Below are 18,510 nucleotides of genomic sequence, written 5' to 3'. Positions count from 1 at the left end.
CACAACACTTTTAATGTTGGGGTCCTGGGTTCGAGCCCCAGCCGGGTCACTAAAATATTAAAGCCTCAGCCATGCAGAGGCTTATTTTTTTAAAAAGTTTTCATCGTAGTTTTATTTGCAGTCTATTATTAGTACTTGCAATGACTCGGTAGCTCAGTTGGTAGAGCACAACACTTTTAATGTTGGGGTCCTGGGTTCGAGCCCCAGCCGGGTCACTAAAACAAACTAAAATCCTCGTAAACTAAGTTTATGGGGATTTTTTTTATGCCTTAATTTTAAGGTGAATCCATCTCTTCGATTCCATCAATCTTGATTACACATCTAATCATCCGCTTTTAGAGCGTCTACAAAGCCTAACTTAGTATTCCCATGTATAGTACTGAGAATTTGCTTTAAGCTTAGCCTCTTACCTATTTTAGGTTAAAAGTATTTTTTATAAAAAAAATCGCAAGTCCAGCACATGGCTTTACTTGCGATTTAAAAATTAAAATGAAAAAAGTATGAGTCTTATGTTTTACATTACTTAATGGTTTCTTTCACTTCACCACATTTCAACATAGAAGCACCATAATATGGGTTTTTAATTTCCTCTTCTAAACTTAACCAATAAGCTCCTTTGTCATTATTCGCCATAGGACAATACTGACTATAAACTGTTTTATTCACTCCAAAAACCTGCACACTATTGGTCATAGCCGTAGAAAGAGCTATAAATTCGTCTCTTTGCTTCTTAATATCTGCTGAGGATGAAATTTTGGCTATAGATGATTTTAATGTTGATTGATAATCTTCCCAAGCTTCTTTAGCTGATTTATCTTTCAATTCAGAGGCGTCTAGCTTTGCCAAGCTGGCTTCAAAAGTCTTAGCGGCTGATTGTGCATTAGATCCTTTATCGTCTACTAATGCATCCTTTAATTTAATATAATCATTGAACAGCGTGCTCAATTGACTGGTGAATTTAGTAGACACCTTAATTCTCTCTAAATCCAAATCAGGAACAGAACTCGCGTGCTGTTGATGCGCTTCCTTGCCATTGACTTGATTCATCATAGATGGTTTTCCTTGTAGCTGTGCTGCTGCATCTACCGTAAAGGTTCCATGAGTTACGATTTCTTCTCCACTTTTCAGTCCTTCGCTTACCGCATAGGTGTCTCCCGATCTTTTACCTAAAGTTACTTCTCGCATTTCAAAAATAGGCTCATCAGGATTGGTTTTAACATATACCAAAGAACGTTTACCCGTCCACATAACCGCCGTCGCTGGAATATGTAATTCTTCTATCCCCGAACCTCCCATATTCTCTAAAGTTCCAACGGCAAACATTCCAGGTTTTAAAATACCTCCAGCATTGTTTAGCGTTGCCCTTACAGCAATGGTTCTAGAGCTTGTATTTAAGATAGGATCAATAAAACTAATTCTAGCTGTATATTCTTTGTCTGGATAGGCATTCGTACTAACTTTTATTTCTTGCCCAACCTTGATCATTGAAATTTGATTCTCATAAGCATCGAACATAGCCCAAACGGAGTTTAAATTACTCAACCTAAGAATGGGTTGACCTTGAGAAACATAATCTCCTTCATCCGCCAATTTCTCTGTAACTGTACCCGAAACCGTAGCGTAAATAGGAAAAACCTCTTGTACTTTACCCGAAGCTTCTATTTGGTTGATTTGCTTTTCAGATAATTTCCAAAGTTTTAATTTATTTCGAACCGCTTGATATAATTCAGGTTGCATATGCTTCATAGAAGCTGTGGTGATTAACTCCTGCTGTGTGTTGACCAAAGAAGGCGCATAAATCGTTGCTAAAAGCTGACCTTTTCTTACATTTTCTCCCGTAAAGTTGACATGAAGTTTTTCAATTCTCCCCTCAAAATAACTTGCTTGAACGGTATTGGCTTCTTCATTTCTCATGATTTTACCAGAAAGTGTAATGGTTCTACCGTCTGTAGTAGTAGCCGCTCCAATAATACTCGTCTGAATATTAGCAAGCGCCATAGCATTCTCAGTCATTTTGATTTCATTAGGCGAAAGACCTTCAGAACCCTCCTCTGCAGGAATTAAATCCATTCCACACAGCGGACAATCTCCTGGCTCGGGTTGCATAATTTGTGGATGCATAGAGCAGGTCCACATTTGATTAGCATCAGCCGCATGCTCATGTGTTTCCTCTGCCTCGGAACTAGAGTCAGATCCACCAAAAGCAAAATAACCAACTGCTAAACCAATCAGCAGTGCAGAAATGATGTAGATTATATTCTTATTCATAATTACTTCTTGTTTTCTAATTTCTTAATCAGCCTTTTCATTTGTTCAATTTCTTTTTCTTGAGCCTTAATGATATCATCTGCTAAGGCTTTAACTTCAGGATCCTGAATATCGGCATGTGAACTCGTTAGTATAGCAATCGAATGATGTGGAATCATAGCTTTCATCCATAAAACATCACCTACAATTGGTTTTTGTGCTCTCACCAATCCAAAAGCACCTACGAATAACAGCAGACTTCCCACTATAATAGCGATGTTTTTGGTTTTATTCTGGTACATATTTCTCATAAAAAACCACATGATCAGCGCCATGGTAGAGATGCCTAAACAGGTCATATAAAAGCGTGTTATACTAAAATAAACATGATCTGTACTATAGGTGTTCAAATACATGGTAATGTACATGGCAACAAAAGATGCTGCCAACATTAAAATGAATTTGGTGTATACGGGTTTGTTTGAATGTTCTTTAGACGAATTCATAATGGTATATTTTTTAGATTAATTAGTCCCATTCGAGGACTTAGACTCCTGTTTATTTTTAATGTTCAGATCACAGCTTTATTTAGATTTCTCTTTTAGCAGTAATTAGGCAAACTTCAACTTATCAAACTTACTTTCGATCGAAATAGAGTTAAAAATCCCCGCCCTAAGTCGGGGATTTTATGAGATTCAGAAATTATTTAATTTCTTTTTTTACTTCACCACAAGTCATCATCTTATCACCGAAGTATGGGTTTCTAATGTTAGATTCGGTACTTAACCAAGTTCCTCCATCTTCACCATACATTGGGCAAAACTGCTGATAAAGTGTTACTTCAGTTCCAGTAACTTCTACCATTTCCATTACACTCGCAGTTAATCCTTCAAAATGCTCACGTTGAGCTTCGATTTCACTTCCTGCGATTTCTTGTGTATGCTTAGTTGCAGCTTCTACCATAGGTTTTAATTTAGCCTGATCTTCTTCTGAATAAGCAGCAAAGTCAAAACTATTTAATTTAGCTTCTAAGTTTTTAGCTTTTTCTACTGCAGCTGTTCCGTCTGTATCTACTAAAGCATCTTTCAACTCCATATAAGCAGCGATTACTTCGTTATTCACTTCTACATTCTCTGAAGTTTCAGTAGCGGCTACTTCCGTTTCTGCTGGCGTAGTTTCACTAGTTTTCTTAGCATCATCACATGAAAATGCAGTTAGACCTACAAAAGCTAAGGCAAAAATCGCCGATTTAGCTTTTAAATTGTTGCGTACATCTGTAAGGATGTTGTTTTGATTGTTCATCATTTTGTTAAAATTTAAATTAATATTATTTTGTTTTAGTTATTAAGTTTTAATGACTTAAGCATTTATAATTGAATCAAATAGTCGATCAAAGAAGTTTGTTCATAATAATCTTTAATCGCTTGAATTTGATTTTTCTGGAACTTCAATTGAAGCTCTTGAATTTTTAAAACCTCATCATAATCTATGGTTCCTGTCTCATAGTTTTTAAGAAGAATTTTCTCTGCGTTTTTCGCTATTTCTAAATTATCTTTTTGAACATCGAACTTAATTCTAGATTGTTTTCTTTGAGAAATAGCTTTAGACAATTCAGCGGTTAACAGGTTAAGTCTTTCGTTTTTCTGTGCTTGAATCTCTTGTTTCTTGATTTCGTTTTGCACACTAACAGAAGTGTATTTTTTATTAAAAATAGGAATAGATAAAGATAGCATCGGCATCACCATATCCTTCACAGAACTCGTAATCATAGGATGTGCATCTTGATTGATGTATTCTACACCCACACCTAAGGTTGGACTACTTTCTTTCTGGTTCAATTTCTCGGACTGATCTACGCTATAAGCTACCTTGTCGTACTTTAAAAGTTCTGGGTTATTATTTAAACTTTCATAAGCCAAAATCTCCTCGTTTTTAGGAAATTCTAAATCCGAAACAATTTGAATAGGCGTGTCATAATCTCGGTTCATTAAACTATTCAAAGCTGCTTTTAAACCCACACTTTTCTGATTTAAAACATCTATTTCCTCCTGCAATTCATTTTGCCTAATTTGTAAACGCATGACATCTACCGGAGAAGCCTTTCCTACTCTCACTGATGTTAGGGCTAGCTTTTCAAAAGTTTGTAAAAGAGTCTTGTTCTGAGCCAAAACTTCTTGCTGAGCTTGAATTTCATAAATCTGATAATACAGTTGAGAAATCGAAAGAGCTAATTTGCGTTGTGCAATATCCACATCAACTAATTGAGCATCTGCCACGGATTCTGCATAAGCCTTCTTAGCTGGTAAAGTTCCAAACCAAGGCAACATTTGCATCGCCGAAACACTAAACCTTTCCATAGGCATATCCATTTCTGGACGCACGGCCATAAAACCAAAGTTAAATTCGGTATTGCCTAGCGTATTCACCTCATTTACTTTTTCTACAGCCACCTGATACTGATAATCCAACTTTTGAATCGAAGGATTATTTACCAAAGCTTCCTGAATTAAAGTTTCTAATTGTTGTGCGTTTAGCATGCTAGACACTAATAGGGCACATATGATTTGTATTCCTTTTCTCATTTTTTTGTGTATTTAAGTTTTAACTCAGCTTTAAGGCTAAACAAAACCGGAACTACGAATAGGGTAATTAAAGCAATCAACATTCCCCCAAAACTTGGGATAGCCATAGGTATCATAATATCACTTCCTCGTCCGGTAGAAGTAAGTACAGGCAATAATGCCAATATGGTGGTAGCCGTTGTCATTAAACAAGGTCTAATTCTCTTTAATCCAGCCTCTAAGACTGAATCTCTAATTTCTTCTTTGGTGCTCGGCTCATTTTTATCAAATGTTTGTGTTAAATAGGTCGCCATAACCACGCCATCATCTGTAGCAATTCCAAATAAAGCAATAAATCCAACCCAAACTGCCACACTTAAGTTCACCGGATGCATTTGAAAGAGATTCCTTAAGTTTTCATCGAAGAAATCTATATTCAAGAACCAATCTTGTCCGTACAACCAAATCATGATAAATCCACCTGAAAAGGCCACCGCAATTCCAGTGAAAACCATTAAAGATGTCAACACAGAACGGAATTGAAAATAGAGAATCAAGAAAATAATGATTAAAGCTAATGGAACAATAATCGCCAATGTTTTCTCTGCTCTCAACTGGTTTTCATAGGTTCCTGTAAAGTGATAAGTAATTCCTTTTGGAACTTGTAAGCTACCATTGTCTATATGCTCCTTGATTAAAGCCTGAGCATTTTCAACAACATCTACCTCCGCATATTCTTCTAATTTATCGAACAATACATAGCCAACCAAGAAGGTATCCTCACTATTAATCATCTGAGGACCTTGCTCATACCTAAGCTCTACCAATTCCCCTAACGGAACAGGATTTCCTTTTTCTACCGGCACATAAATTTTCTCTAAATCATCTGGGTTCGCTCTAAGTTCACGAGGATAGCGTACTCTAACCCCATACCTTTCTCTTCCTTCCACCGTTTGAGTTAAAGGCATTCCACCAACGGCAACTTGTAGAATTTCTTGAACATCCTCGATGCTGATTCCGTAACGCGCCAAACGATCGCGTTTAATATCAATCAACATATAAGGTTTACCCACAATACGATCCGCAAAAACAGCTTCTACTTTAACACCTTCTGCATGTTTTAATATTTCTTCGAGTTCTAATCCAAAAGCTTCTATTTGCCTTAAATCTTGACCTTTTACTTTGATTCCCATAGGAGCTCTCATCCCCGTCTGCAACATCACTAAACGAGTCTCAATCGGTTGTAGTCGAGGCGCAGAAGTCACACCCGGAAGCTTGGTAACCCTTACGATTTCATCCCAAATATCATCTGGATTTTTAATTTCAGGTCGCCAATTTCTGTAGAACTCACCAGAATTATCAGGAATCAAATCTTTAGCGTCCACACTGAAAGCCGCCTTGTGCTTAACCGATCTATGTGGCTCTTCTGGTGTTAAATTAGGATTATGAACGATTCCACCATCTTTTAACTCAAAATATCCGTCTTCATCTACTTTAAATCTTTGTCTCTTTCCATCTTCATTTAGCGCATATTCTGACTTATAATTAATGATATTCTCAAACATAGAAAGTGGCGCTGGGTCTAATGCTGATTCAGTTCTACCCGCTTTACCCACTACGGTCTCAATCTCTGGAATACTTGCTACCGCCATATCTAGTTGTTGTAGAATTCGCTTATTTTCATCTACTCCCGAGTGTGGCATCGATGTTGGCATCAACAAGAAAGATCCTTCATTTAAAGATGGCATGAATTCCTTTCCAGTATTTTGCATAATGACAAAGCCAACTATAACCAATGCCGTTGGAATCGAAAGGAAAATAAGTTTATAGCGCAATGCCCATTGTAGAATTTGAGCATAATATCTTTGGAATAACCAGAAAAAACCAAGCAATCCAAAACAGATAATTCCAACAAAAATTAAATTCCAAAATATGTTTTTATCTAACCCTAATGGTCGCCAATATTCTGCTAATAAGAAGATAATTGCAAGAGCTGAAATAAAGATATTCAACCTATTAGCCTGTTCGTCGCTCAATATGGATTTAGACGTTAAAAAGTCTTCTTTTAACAATCCCGTAATACCAAAAGCAATTAAAACCAAGCCCAACCAAAATCCAAAAATCAAAGCAATGATTCCAAGTCCTATCCATAGGGTATTTAGGAACATGGTGGTTAGCTTTTTATAATTTCTTTTCTTAAATAAATAAGCTGCAAACGGCGGAATTAAAAAGATAGCCACCACAAAAGCCGCCACCAATGCCATAGATTTGGTAAAGGCTAAAGGTCTAAAGAGTTTACCCTCTGCTCCCACCATGGTAAACACGGGAATAAAACTAATAATCGTTGTAAGTACCGCAGTTAAAATAGCACCAGACACCTCTGAACTGGCATTATACACCACCGTATTAATCGGAAGTTTTTCTCCCGTTTGGTCAAACCTTTCTTTATCTTCATCAAGATGTCGAATGACATTTTCAGAGAGAATAACACCAATATCCACCATCGTACCAATCGCAATCGCAATTCCCGAAAGAGCTACAATGTTGGCATCTACATTAAAAAGTTTCATGGCGATGAAAACCATTAAAACAGCTACTGGTAATAGACCTGCAATTAGTAGAGAGGCTCTAAGGTTGAACACCATTACAATAATCACAAAAATTGTAATTAAAATCTCTAAGGTTAAGGCCTCATCTAAAGTACCAAGTGTTTCTTGAATCAATTCAGATCTATCATAAAAAGGTACAATGGTCAATTGCGAAACCGTTCCGTCTGATAATTCTTTAGAAGGTAAACCAGAGGCAATAGCATCAATTTGAACTTTTACATTTTCGATGACCTCCATTGGATTTGCTCCATATCTCGCGGTAACAACACCACCAATAACCTCAGCTCCTTCTTTGTCTAAAATACCACGTCTAGGTGCAGGACCAAGGCTTACATGGGCGATATCACTCACACGAATAGGCGTATAATTCTCAGAAGCAACCACAGCATTCTCGATGTCGGCAATTGACTTCACATACCCCAGTCCACGCACCAAATATTCAGCTTGGTTGATTTCCATGGTTTGCGCTCCAATATCTTTGTTAGACATTTTAACCGCCTTTACGATTTCGGCCAAACCAATATTGTATTGACGCATCAATTCAGGTTTTACATCAATCTGATATTCCTGAACAAAACCACCAATAGAAGCTACTTCAGAAACACCACTTGCTGAGGAAAGCGCATACTTTACATAATAATCTTGGATGCTTCGTAATTCGTTTAAGTCCCAACCACCGGTTACATTTCCATCTTTGTCTCTTCCTTCTAAAGTGTACCAATAAATTTGACCTAAACCAGTTGCATCAGGACCTAAAGTGGGGTTCACATTTTCGGGTAGCAAACCTGCTGGAAGAGAATTTAATTTTTCTAATATTCGGCTTCTACTCCAATAGAATTCAACATCCTCTTCGAAAATGATATAGATGCTAGAGAAACCAAACATAGAAGAGCTACGAATCGTCTTCACACCAGGGATTCCTAGTAAAGTAGTGGTTAAAGGATAACTAATTTGGTCTTCTATATCTTGTGGAGACCTTCCCTCCCATTGGGTGTAAATGATTTGCTGATTCTCTCCAATATCAGGAATCGCATCCACCGCCACCGGATTAGCTGGCAGAAAACCTGTATCCCAATTAAATGGAGCATTTACGATACCCCAAGTTGTGAAAAGAGCTAATAACAAAACAGCTACTAACTTATTTTCTATAAGAAATTTTATGCCTTTATTTAGCATTTGATTTTGATTTTGAACAATGAAACATCTTTGTAGATTTCTGTATTACAGAATATGAAATGATGCAAGAATAGCTGCTCTATATAGATTTAACTATAAAGCATACCATTCCAGAGCTAAATACTTCAGCTCTGATTTGTTCTAAATCAAATTATATAAGTCTCCTGTATTTTTTGGAAGTCCCGTATGAGAAACGGCGGAGTGTAATCTTTAAAAGGAATGAAGTTTCTTTCTAAACCTTCAAAAAGATGATGATACGTATAGATGAATGAAACAATGAATAATTGTTGATCAAGGCTAAGGCTTGCATAAGCTGCTGGCGCTTCATCTTGACCTTCATTCATAAATTGAACATCTGAACAACAGTCGGATTTTGTAATATTCTCATCACAAGTATTGGCTGGTTTTTCATGATCCATACCACAAGATTCAGCATGTTGAAACAAAGCTAAATCAACTAACGACTGTCCACAAAAATGAGCATCCATCATAAAGGATGTTGTAGTCAAAAAGACTAAAACAGCCATCGTAATAGATAATATTTTATGGATTACAGATTTCATTAATTACAAATATATAAATCTTTTTTAAGATTCAGTAGACTTAAATTTTATTAAAGTTTAAACAAAAATGGCTCTCACCTAATTTAATTATTAATTTTTAAGCGCATTTTCTTCGAATCTTTCACTTACTCTAAACTAAACTCTAGCGCGTTTCCGGCTGAGAAAACTTTAAAATAACCTAGTGCATCTCCTGTAATGTTAGAGGTTGGGTTGGTAGGCGTAGCCGTAGATTGAGATAAATTTAATTTAACTCCTAGCAAATATTCATATGCCGATTCATTGATATTATGCATATCGATGTTTATAACATCTGCGTAATTGGCTTCGATAGAAAACTTTTGACTATTCTCTAAACCATCAAAACCTTGATCCTCTTTAATGAAAATATCTTTTCCCTTAACGCCGTTTCGCTTAACTATGAATTGATAATAATTGTCTTCACCTGCAGGATCTAGGAAAATAGGTTGAAACTCAAAAACGGGATCATCTTCTTCGTCTTGAAAAGCCACGTCTCTTTCTCTGTAGGTCACATCTGTTAATTCAACTTTTCTTGGCATCGTTTGTAAAGAAGAATATGTAGAACCGTCACTTAATTGAACTTCTAAACGATAAGTTTTGCCTGGTTCGCCCACCAAAGATACATTTTGATAAACACCTTCCTCGATTTGATTTAATATAAAAACCTCATCATTGTCGATAGCCTTGATACTCACTTCTGCATCACTCACTTTTGCAGGTTCAGAACCATCGTTTAAATTTCTAGACAGACTCAATAAAACCACAGCATCACCTTGTCGATCAGACATCATAGCTTCAATGACTATTTTGGGTGTGGTATCATCCACCTCGATATCGATTTCCTTTTCACACGAAATAAGGGTAAAAAAGCTTAAGCACACTAAAAGTATATGTTGAAATTTCATGATTTAAAATTTAAAGTTATAAGAAATAGAAGGCACATATTTAAACAGCGAAACTTGCGTTGCCGTTAGTGCATTTGGATTTGACTCACTTTCTTCGAAGAAGATAGAAAAGGCATTTTCTCTTCCGTACACATTATATAAACTAAACACCAATTCTGAAGTGCGTTTCTTGGTCTTCTTCAACGTCCAAGTCGCTGCTATATCTAATCTGTGGTTATCCGGCATTCTGTATCCGTTTCTTTCGGAATACAACCAAACCGTTTGGTCTTCTATGCTATATTTCCCTGTTGGATAAGTAACCGCATTTCCGGTTTGATAAATAAATGAAGCTGAGAAATTCCATTTATTATTTAACTCATACATCGCCACCACCGATAAATCATGAGGTCTATCTTGGCGTGCGTTATACCAATTGTTATCGTTTACATCATCAATCTGTTTTTCGGTTTTAGACCAAGTATAACCTAACCAACCCGTAAGTTTTCCTTTGTTCTTTTTCGCTAAAAACTCTACACCATAAGCTCTCCCCTTTCCAAATCGTAGCTGTCTTTCTATCGACAAATCACGGTCGTTGGCGGCATCCTTAAAGTCGATTTGGTTTTGCATATTCTTGTAATAAGTTTCAATAGCAAACTCATATTTACTTGCACTTAAGTTTCTAAAATAACCTAAAGAAACTTGATCGCTAATTTGTGGTTTAATGATATTAGAACTCATCACCCAACGATCAGATGGTGTGGATGTAATGGAGTTAGAAACCAAATGCAAGTTTTGTGAATTGCGCGTATAGGCCGCCTTAATCGATTGATTTCTATCGATTTGATATTTAATAGAAACACGAGGTTCTAAATTAAGATAATCATCAAATTCCTTGGTATCCGTAATCGTTCGGGCGATATCTCCTTCCTCATTAAACTCATAATAGTCTCCACCTTTTAAATTGGTAAAATGACTTAAACGAAGTCCATAATTGATTCCAATTTTATCTGATAAACTCCAATCATTTGAAACATAAGCCGCAGATTCCAAAGCTTTTCTTGGTTCTTTAGATTCTGTTAATTGAGACAGACCTTCAATTCCACCAGGAATATTGGTGTGGTGTGTAGAAGTTAAGCCTATCTTCCATTTGTTGCGTGTGTTGGGATAATATTCAAATTCGTGTTTAAGATTAAAATCTTGAATCTTAGAAACAATCGAGAAATTTGGATTAGTGGATTTAATATCGATGACAAAGTCAAAATCGCTGTAAACAAAGGAAGTATTTGAGAATAATTTATTGTTCCAAATTCTGTTGTAGCGTAAGCTCTGGGTTAAATTTCCCCAATTAATACCGAAGTTGTCGCCCATTCCCAAAACATCTCGTCCGTAATATCCCGACAAAAAGATTTGATCCTTGTCTGAAAGTTTATAATTTAATTTTGCATTTAAATCATAGAAATAAAGCTTGTTATCCTTAAAATCACCCGTTAGTTTTAAAAATAAATCCGCATAAGACCTACGCCCTGACACCAAGAAAGAAGATTTATCTTTCTGAATCGGACCTTCTATATTCAATCTTGAGAAAATTAAACCAATTCCGCCACTGGTTTCAAATTCCTTGTTATTCCCTTCTTTCATTCTTAAATCTACAAAAGAAGATACCCTTCCGCCGTATTCTGCCGGCGCTGTTCCTTTGTAAATACTTACATCCTTAATCGCATCTGAATTAAAGGTGGAAAAGAACCCCAATAAATGATCGGTATTGTAAACCACTGCCTCGTCTAGCGTAATCATGTTTTGATCGGTAGAACCTCCACGTACCGATAAACCACTCCCACCCGCTCCACTCGATTTCATCCCAGGGAGGAATTTAATCGTTTTGATCACGTCTCGCTCACCTAATAAAACCGGTAGCTTATTTAATGTGCTAATCTTAACTTTTTCTAAGCCCATTTGTGATTCGCTCACTTTATTTTGCAAACGCGCCTCTACCACCACGTCTGCTAATTCAATTTTATCTTCAGAAAAAAGAAAAATATCTTGGCGTTGACTTTCATTTAAGTTGAGCACCTGACTTTCAACATTAAAACCATCTGCTCGCCAAAATACCTCATACTCACCTGCAGGCAATGTGATGGAGTAAAATCCATATGCGTTGGTTTGGGTAGATAAGTTGAGGTCTAGAATGTCGATATCAGCGTTGGCGATTGACTCTCCATTGGCAATATCATAAACATATCCGTTGAGGGTAATTTTTTCTTGCGCCAATGCAAGAGAGAAAAGGTTAAGAAAAAAGAATAACAAACTATTTTTCATATGGTTAGAAAGTTTAGGTAGGATACAAAGTTAATTACAATAAAGGATTAAAAAAGTTGAAATTCAAGATTATTATATAATATTCACAAAGAATAAGAAGGAAATCAAGTGGAAAATAAAGCAAAATCAAAAATCAAATAAATACTTTTATTTTTAGAAACAAACATGAGTTAAAAATAAAAATTCAATAATTTAATTAACTTTGCGCCTCTAATCCATGCTCACGTGGAGAAACTGGTAGACTTGCCATCTTGAGGGGGTGGTGTCCTTAAGGACGTGCGGGTTCGAATCCCGCCGTGAGCACTAACAAAGACTTAAGCGTTTAATTACTAACCTCTTAGGCTTTTATTTTTACAACAAAACATGAAAAAAGCTGCCCAATGGACAGCTTTTTCTTTTATTATATTCTTCTAACTTAGAATCCAATTCCACCTGCGTCGTGGTCTCCTTGGTTTCTTTGTTTGTCTGCTCTGGTCTTAACCTTACCCCCGAATGAGTAATTTAATCCAATGTAGAATGTTCTACTCTCCCAATGGAATTCATTTTCTTGAACCACTGGTCTGTCCATAAGTGATTTAGCATAGAATGTATCGAAGATATCGCTCAAACGTGCAGAAACACTTCCTTTTCCTTGTGCAAAGCTATAACGTAATCCAATATCTTGTCTAAACATAGACTCTCTAGAGCCTTGTAATGTTTTTCTATCACCAATGTACATGGTAAATAATTGAAGTTTTAAAGCTTTATTTAATGCAAAATCATTACTTAATCTTCCTGTGAAATCGGTACTTTCTACTTCATAAGTTCCTTGATCAGCAAAGATGCTTTTTAGCGTACTTTGATAAACATTTAATCCACCATTTAAACTCCACCATTTATTTGCTTTTAAATACCAAGACACTTCTGCTCCATAAGATTGATTATCATCCACGTTATCACGTCTCATGATGGTAATGTTAGGGTTTACCTCGTCTAAATAAGTCAATTGAGTCATTTCGTCATTTACCTTTCTATAGAAAACAGATGCATTGATGCTACCCATTCTACCGATGGTTTTCATGTATCCTAATTCATAAGAATCTGTGAACTGAGGTTTAAGGTTAGGATTTCCTTCTTGGCGCATACTTGCTGTTTGCCATTGACGGATTGGACTTAATGCCCAAACACCTGGACGGTCTACTCTTCTAGAATAGTTTAAACTAAATTGATCTGATTTGGTAGCTTGGTAAGTAAAGAATACAGATGGATAGAAATTCGTTTGATCTCTATTCAATTCGCTTCTTGCATCATCTATATCAGCACTTCCATTTAATACCGTTAAAATATCTTCGGTTACTTTTTCACCACGAACACCTACTTGCATTCCTAGTTTTTCCCATTGATAACCAATATTTAAGTATAATGCAGCAATATTTCTATCAAAATCGAAGAATGTATTTTGTGCTTCTAAATTACCTACATAAGCTCCTTCATTATAAACTGGCAAATGTTGAGTAGTTAATAAACTATTTTCGTTCGCATCTTTCACATAGTTAAACCCAGCTTCAATTTTACCTTTTTCTGCAAATGGTAAAGTATAGTCTAATTTAACACGTGTATTTTTGATGTCTTTTTCGTCAGCTTGATTATAATAACCTAATTGATTGGCTAAGGTTGGATCTTCAATTCCTTGCATAGCTGTTTGCCATTCAAAATCAGTATGACCATCCATCGCAAAATTAGAATAGAAAGCGTCCAACTCTAGGGAATGTCCTTCTTTTTCAAAATCACGCTTAATGTTCATGCTGTAGTCACTTCCGTTTCTATCATATCCATAATCAGAAGCATCTCTAAAGCTTCCGCCATTGATATAGTCTAGGTAAGAAACATTGTTCATATCCATATTACCAAAAGATTGGTTGGTATAAACTGTCATAGCTGTTTTATCATTGATAAACCAGTCGAAACCAACTTTAGCTAAATGCATTTCGTTTTCACCAGGTAGTGTTAAGTATTGATTGATTCCCATTGTTTTGTTAACCATTCTACCACTCATGTTGCTTTCCCCTATGTTGGCACTATAATTACCAAACAAGTTGAAGTTACCCGTGTTTAAGTTAGCATTCACCGAACCATTGTACTTGTTTTTTGCACCACGTGTATATCCTAAATTCGTAGTAACATTATATCCTCTTCTCTTTTCTTTGGTCGTAATAATATTTACAATCCCTGAGTTACCATCTGGCTCATATTTAGCCGAAGGATTCGTAATAATCTCAACTTTTTCAATTGAGTTAGATGGTAATTGCTTTAATAATTGATCTGCAGGAATGCTACTTGGTTTTCCGTCAACGAAAACACGTACATTACTATTTCCTCTTAATGATAAAGCACCTGATTGTTGATCAACATTTAATGAAGGAATGTTATTCAAAACTTCTCCAGCAGTTGCTCCTGCACTCACTAAATCTTTACCAACCTCAATAACTCTTTTGTCGATTTCTGATCTAATTTTAGATACCTCACCTCTAACGGTAGTTTCACCTAAGTTAATGACGTCATCGGTTAAAATGATATCTCCCAAATTTTGTTGTTCTTGTGAAATCTCAACAATTCTTTCGATAGCTTTCTGTCCCACAACAGAGATTTTCAAGGTATAAGAACCAAAAACTTTATTAGATAAAGTGAAGTTTCCATCTCCATCGGTTAAAACACCATCAATCAATTCTCCTGCATCATCAAAGATTTCTACCGATGCATAAGGAATTCCCAATCCATCTTGACTGACTACACGTCCTGTAATCTGTCCCATTTCTTCGCTCAAAATCTCCACAGTCTCCAAAACCGGGTTAGCAAATGCCAAAGGAGGAGCTAGTAGCGCCGCCATACAAACTGCTGTTAATAAGTTTTTCATTTGGTTAAATTTATATTTCCATTGTGTTACTGCTATTAGTGATACGAACTTAGCTTTTGTTACACATGAATTGCGAAAAACTCAATCTTAACATAATTTTAATTAAAATCTCATCCCTGAATCTAGCAAAACCCAAGTCTGATTGCGAATATTTCAAAATCAAATTAATTGATTACTTGACGAATAGCCTTAAAAAGAGTTTAAAACTCAGCTAAATTAAAAATTACATAGAGTCATTTTATTTTAAGAATTCGAAAGGCTTTTTTTAAGTTTTTCATTTTATATAAATAAAACAATAAAGTATCTTTGCTCACGATGAAAAATCCTATAAGAACCGTTAGTATTATTGGCGCTGGAAATGTTGCATTTCACTTGGCACGTGCTTTTGTTCAAAACACAGTACAGGTTAAGCAAATTTACAACAGAACCTTGCACAAAGCCGAGAGAATTGGCGAAGCAAATAAGATTAATTACACCGACAAAATTTCGGAATTAGAGCCAGCTGATTTGTTTGTAATCGCAGCCTCAGATTCAGCGATTACCGAATTATCTTTACACATCCCATTCGACGATACCATGGTAGTTCATACCTCTGGTTCGATACCGATGTCAGCTTTAAAAGGGAATTACCGCAAAGGAGTTTTGTATCCATTACAAACCTTTACCAAAGGTAAATTCTTGGATTATGATGATATTCCTTTCTTTGTGGAGGCAGAATCACCAGAAAATGCTGAGCAATTAAAGGATTTAGCCAAAAGAATTACCAATCAAGTTCAAATCATTGATTCAGATCAAAGAGCTAAGTTACACTTGGCTGCTGTTTGGGCTTGTAATTTCGTAAACCATATGTATAGTATGGGCGAAGAAATTACCAAAGACGCAGGTTTATCATTTGATTATTTGAAACCTTTAATCAAAGAAACTGCAGAAAAATTAGAGGATTTATCTCCATTTGAAGCACAAACTGGTCCGGCGAAAAGAAATGACCAAATTGTTATAGAAAAACATTTAGAGCTGATGGAAAACTCGGCTGCTAGAGACTTATACCGTATCATTAGCGATTCTATCACACAAACCCACAACAATGAATTATAAATCTAAATTAAATGATATAAAGGCGGTTGTACTTGATGTTGATGGCGTTTTAACAGATGGTAGTTTAGTTTTAATGCCAGATGGTAGTATGACGCGTACCATGAATACTCGCGATGGCTATGCTATGCAATTGGCTGTGAAACAAGGATTCCCTATTTGTGTAATTACGGGTGGAAATGACGCCGCCGTTAAACAAAGAATGAATTACCTTGGAATTACCGATGTATATATGGCTTCTCGTCATAAAATCGATGATTTCAATGATTTTCTAGACAAGTACGGTTTTAGTGCTGATGAAGTAGCTTTTATGGGTGATGATATGCCTGATTACGAAGTTATGCAGATGGTAGGCTTACCATGTTGTCCTAAAGATGCTGCCCCAGAAATTAGAAAGATTTCATTGTATATTTCTCAAAAAGAAGGAGGAAAAGGATGTGTTCGTGATATCCTAGAGCAACTTCTAAAGGTCAATGGAAAATGGACTGAAGATACGGGTGTTACTTCTACCTAATCGGAGTCCTAAGTAGATAATAGAAAGGTTTAAATACAAAAGTTTAGTCAGACCAGATTAAGCTTAAATTCTATTTATTATAAGTTGATTTTAAAATTATCTTTATCATTCAAGAATTTGAATTTAGAGCGAGTTGCTAATAAGTCTTCTTTTTGAAGTTCATAAATTAAGACTTCCTTATTTTCAGATAGACTTTCTAGTTTATTGCCTTGCGCATCAAACACATTACTATCACCAGAGTGATAAATACCTTGTGCATCATCACCAGTTCTATTAACACCAATACAATAGGAAATATTTTCGATCGAACGTGCTTGCAAGAGACTTAACCATGCTATTTTTCTTCTTTCTGGCCAATTGGCTACATAAAAAATCACATCATAATTCAAGTCATTTCGAGCCCAAACAGGGAATCTTAAATCATAGCAAATCTGTGGCATTAAACGCCAACCTTTGTAGTCGATAACTTTTCTTTCTACGCCAGCTGTATAATGTTTTTCTTCTCCTACCAAAGAAAATAGATGGCGTTTATCATAGATTACAAAAGTTTCATTGGGCTCCACCCAGTACAATCGATTAAAGTATTGTCCATCTGATTTAGTGGGCACACTGGCGCAAAAAGCCGCTTGATGTTCTATCGCTTTTTGCTGAAGAAATTTAAAAGATTTCCCGAATATAGGTTCCGCATTCTTTTCTGGATTCATCGTAAAGCCGGTAGAAAACATTTCAGGTAAAAAGAATACATCCGCCTCTACTCCTTTGAGTAATTCATCGACTTTCTCAAAGTTTTTAGCTGGATTTTCCCATGCAATATCATACTCTAATAAGGCAATTCTTAAGGTCTTCATACGATAGTTTTCTTAAAGCTAATTAATCTTTAGCAAGAGACAAAATATTGCTGTATGAAACTATTTTAAACTGTTTTTTTCTTCGGTCTTCTAATCGGTCCACCCAAGAAAGGATAGTCTATATACAGCCATAAATAATAACAAAATGCCAAGCTAAACATTCCGATCATGGCGCCTGCCACTGTGTCCTGCATAAAATGTTGAGATAGATAGATTCTAGAAAATGCAGCTAGAACTGCAGCAATTCCTAAAAGGAATTTCACCCAATTATTTTTGACTAATAAACTTACAAATAGAAATAGAAAAAACGCTATTGATGAATGTCCAGAAGGGAAAGTAAATGTGATTCCTTGTTTTATTCCTTCTACTAAATTGAGGTCAACGCTCAACTCTTGAAAGTAATACCCAGGACGATGATGATGTCTGAAAAACATTCGCTTCATTCCTATAATAATAATGGCTTGCATTACAAAAGTCGAAACAAAGGTGAGCAACATTCTCCAAATGCTTTTCCATATGATAAATGCGAAAATTAAAAGTCCAAATAAGAGTTCTCCCGTTTTGGTGAAATATTTAAAGAAATAACCCAACCAAGGCGTATGATATTGATTTAGCAATAAGTGCAAATCATCTTCTCCATAATATTTGTTTAGAGAAATCCCTAGGATCAAATAAAAGAAAGCAACCAATAAAAACGGCCAATTTCTTAAGATAAAATCTTTATTCTGCTGCATTGCGTAAAAATAGAAAATTGCTATGACATCTATCGATTAAAAGTAGAGACAAAAA

General features: G+C 35.9%; 13 protein-coding genes and 2 tRNA genes. 4 read left to right on the top strand and 11 right to left on the bottom strand.

The window, feature by feature from the left end; genetic code table 11:
• Nucleotides 1-142: 142 nt before the first annotated feature.
• A tRNA-Lys gene (locus NLM59_RS10685) sits at nt 143-215 on the top strand.
• Between the two features lie 304 nt (nt 216-519).
• Here NLM59_RS10685 and NLM59_RS10680 read toward each other — a convergent pair.
• From NLM59_RS10680 to NLM59_RS10645, 8 genes are all read right to left on the bottom strand, one after another.
• Nucleotides 520-2,268, bottom strand: a complete 1,749-nt coding sequence (locus tag NLM59_RS10680; RefSeq protein WP_304417773.1) for an efflux RND transporter periplasmic adaptor subunit — start codon at nt 2,266-2,268, stop codon at nt 520-522.
• 2 nt (nt 2,269-2,270) lie between these two features.
• Entirely contained in the window at nt 2,271-2,753 is a 483-nt protein-coding gene (locus tag NLM59_RS10675) for a DUF305 domain-containing protein (protein WP_304417772.1), read from the bottom strand.
• 196 nt (nt 2,754-2,949) lie between these two features.
• A complete protein-coding gene (locus NLM59_RS10670; RefSeq protein ID WP_304417771.1) occupies nt 2,950-3,552 on the bottom strand; it encodes a DUF3347 domain-containing protein in 603 nt (200 codons plus the stop codon).
• Nucleotides 3,553-3,614: 62 nt separating this feature from the next.
• Nucleotides 3,615-4,829: a TolC family protein gene (locus tag NLM59_RS10665; protein WP_304417770.1), complete on the bottom strand. Its 1,215-nt coding sequence runs from the start codon at nt 4,827-4,829 to the stop codon at nt 3,615-3,617.
• Nucleotides 4,826-8,593, bottom strand: a complete 3,768-nt coding sequence (locus tag NLM59_RS10660) for an efflux RND transporter permease subunit (RefSeq protein ID WP_304417769.1) — start codon at nt 8,591-8,593, stop codon at nt 4,826-4,828. Before NLM59_RS10660 ends, NLM59_RS10665 begins: the two co-directional genes overlap by 4 nt.
• Before the next feature lie 146 nt (nt 8,594-8,739).
• Entirely contained in the window at nt 8,740-9,156 is a 417-nt protein-coding gene (locus tag NLM59_RS10655; RefSeq protein ID WP_304417768.1) for an HYC_CC_PP family protein, read from the bottom strand.
• A gap of 125 nt (nt 9,157-9,281) precedes the next feature.
• Nucleotides 9,282-10,079, bottom strand: coding sequence for a DUF4249 domain-containing protein (locus NLM59_RS10650; protein ID WP_304417767.1), 798 nt, complete (start codon nt 10,077-10,079; stop codon nt 9,282-9,284).
• Between the two features lie 3 nt (nt 10,080-10,082).
• Nucleotides 10,083-12,374, bottom strand: coding sequence for a TonB-dependent receptor (locus NLM59_RS10645; protein ID WP_304417766.1), 2,292 nt, complete (start codon nt 12,372-12,374; stop codon nt 10,083-10,085).
• 219 nt (nt 12,375-12,593) lie between these two features.
• Here NLM59_RS10645 and NLM59_RS10640 point away from each other — a divergent pair.
• A tRNA-Leu gene (locus NLM59_RS10640) sits at nt 12,594-12,677 on the top strand.
• A 112-nt stretch (nt 12,678-12,789) separates the two neighbouring features.
• On the opposite strand, the gene NLM59_RS10635 is transcribed toward NLM59_RS10640, so the two are convergent.
• Nucleotides 12,790-15,267 carry a TonB-dependent receptor domain-containing protein gene (locus tag NLM59_RS10635; RefSeq protein ID WP_304417765.1) on the bottom strand — a complete coding sequence of 826 codons (2,478 nt, stop codon included), beginning with the start codon at nt 15,265-15,267 and terminating at the stop codon, nt 12,790-12,792.
• A 315-nt stretch (nt 15,268-15,582) separates the two neighbouring features.
• On the opposite strand from NLM59_RS10635, the gene NLM59_RS10630 reads away from it, so the two are divergent.
• Nucleotides 15,583-16,362, top strand: a complete 780-nt coding sequence (locus NLM59_RS10630; RefSeq protein WP_304417764.1) for a Rossmann-like and DUF2520 domain-containing protein — start codon at nt 15,583-15,585, stop codon at nt 16,360-16,362.
• A complete protein-coding gene (locus NLM59_RS10625) occupies nt 16,352-16,873 on the top strand; it encodes a KdsC family phosphatase (protein WP_304417763.1) in 522 nt (173 codons plus the stop codon). The genes NLM59_RS10630 and NLM59_RS10625 overlap by 11 nt, the downstream gene beginning before the upstream one ends.
• Before the next feature lie 77 nt (nt 16,874-16,950).
• Here NLM59_RS10625 and NLM59_RS10620 read toward each other — a convergent pair whose 3' ends face one another.
• Together NLM59_RS10620 and NLM59_RS10615 are read right to left on the bottom strand one after the other, a co-directional pair.
• A complete protein-coding gene (locus NLM59_RS10620) occupies nt 16,951-17,721 on the bottom strand; it encodes a nitrilase-related carbon-nitrogen hydrolase (protein ID WP_304417762.1) in 771 nt (256 codons plus the stop codon).
• A 65-nt stretch (nt 17,722-17,786) separates the two neighbouring features.
• On the bottom strand, nt 17,787-18,455 hold the full coding sequence (locus NLM59_RS10615) for a phosphatase PAP2 family protein (protein WP_304417761.1): 669 nt from the start codon (nt 18,453-18,455) through the stop codon (nt 17,787-17,789).
• Nucleotides 18,456-18,510: the final 55 nt, after the last annotated feature.

The sequence above is a fragment of the Profundicola chukchiensis genome (genome assembly GCF_029664245.1).
Classification (GTDB): Bacteria; Bacteroidota; Bacteroidia; order Flavobacteriales; family Weeksellaceae; genus Profundicola; species Profundicola chukchiensis.
Note: the sequence above shows the minus strand (reverse complement) of the source record. Positions and strands in the feature narration are given on the sequence as shown.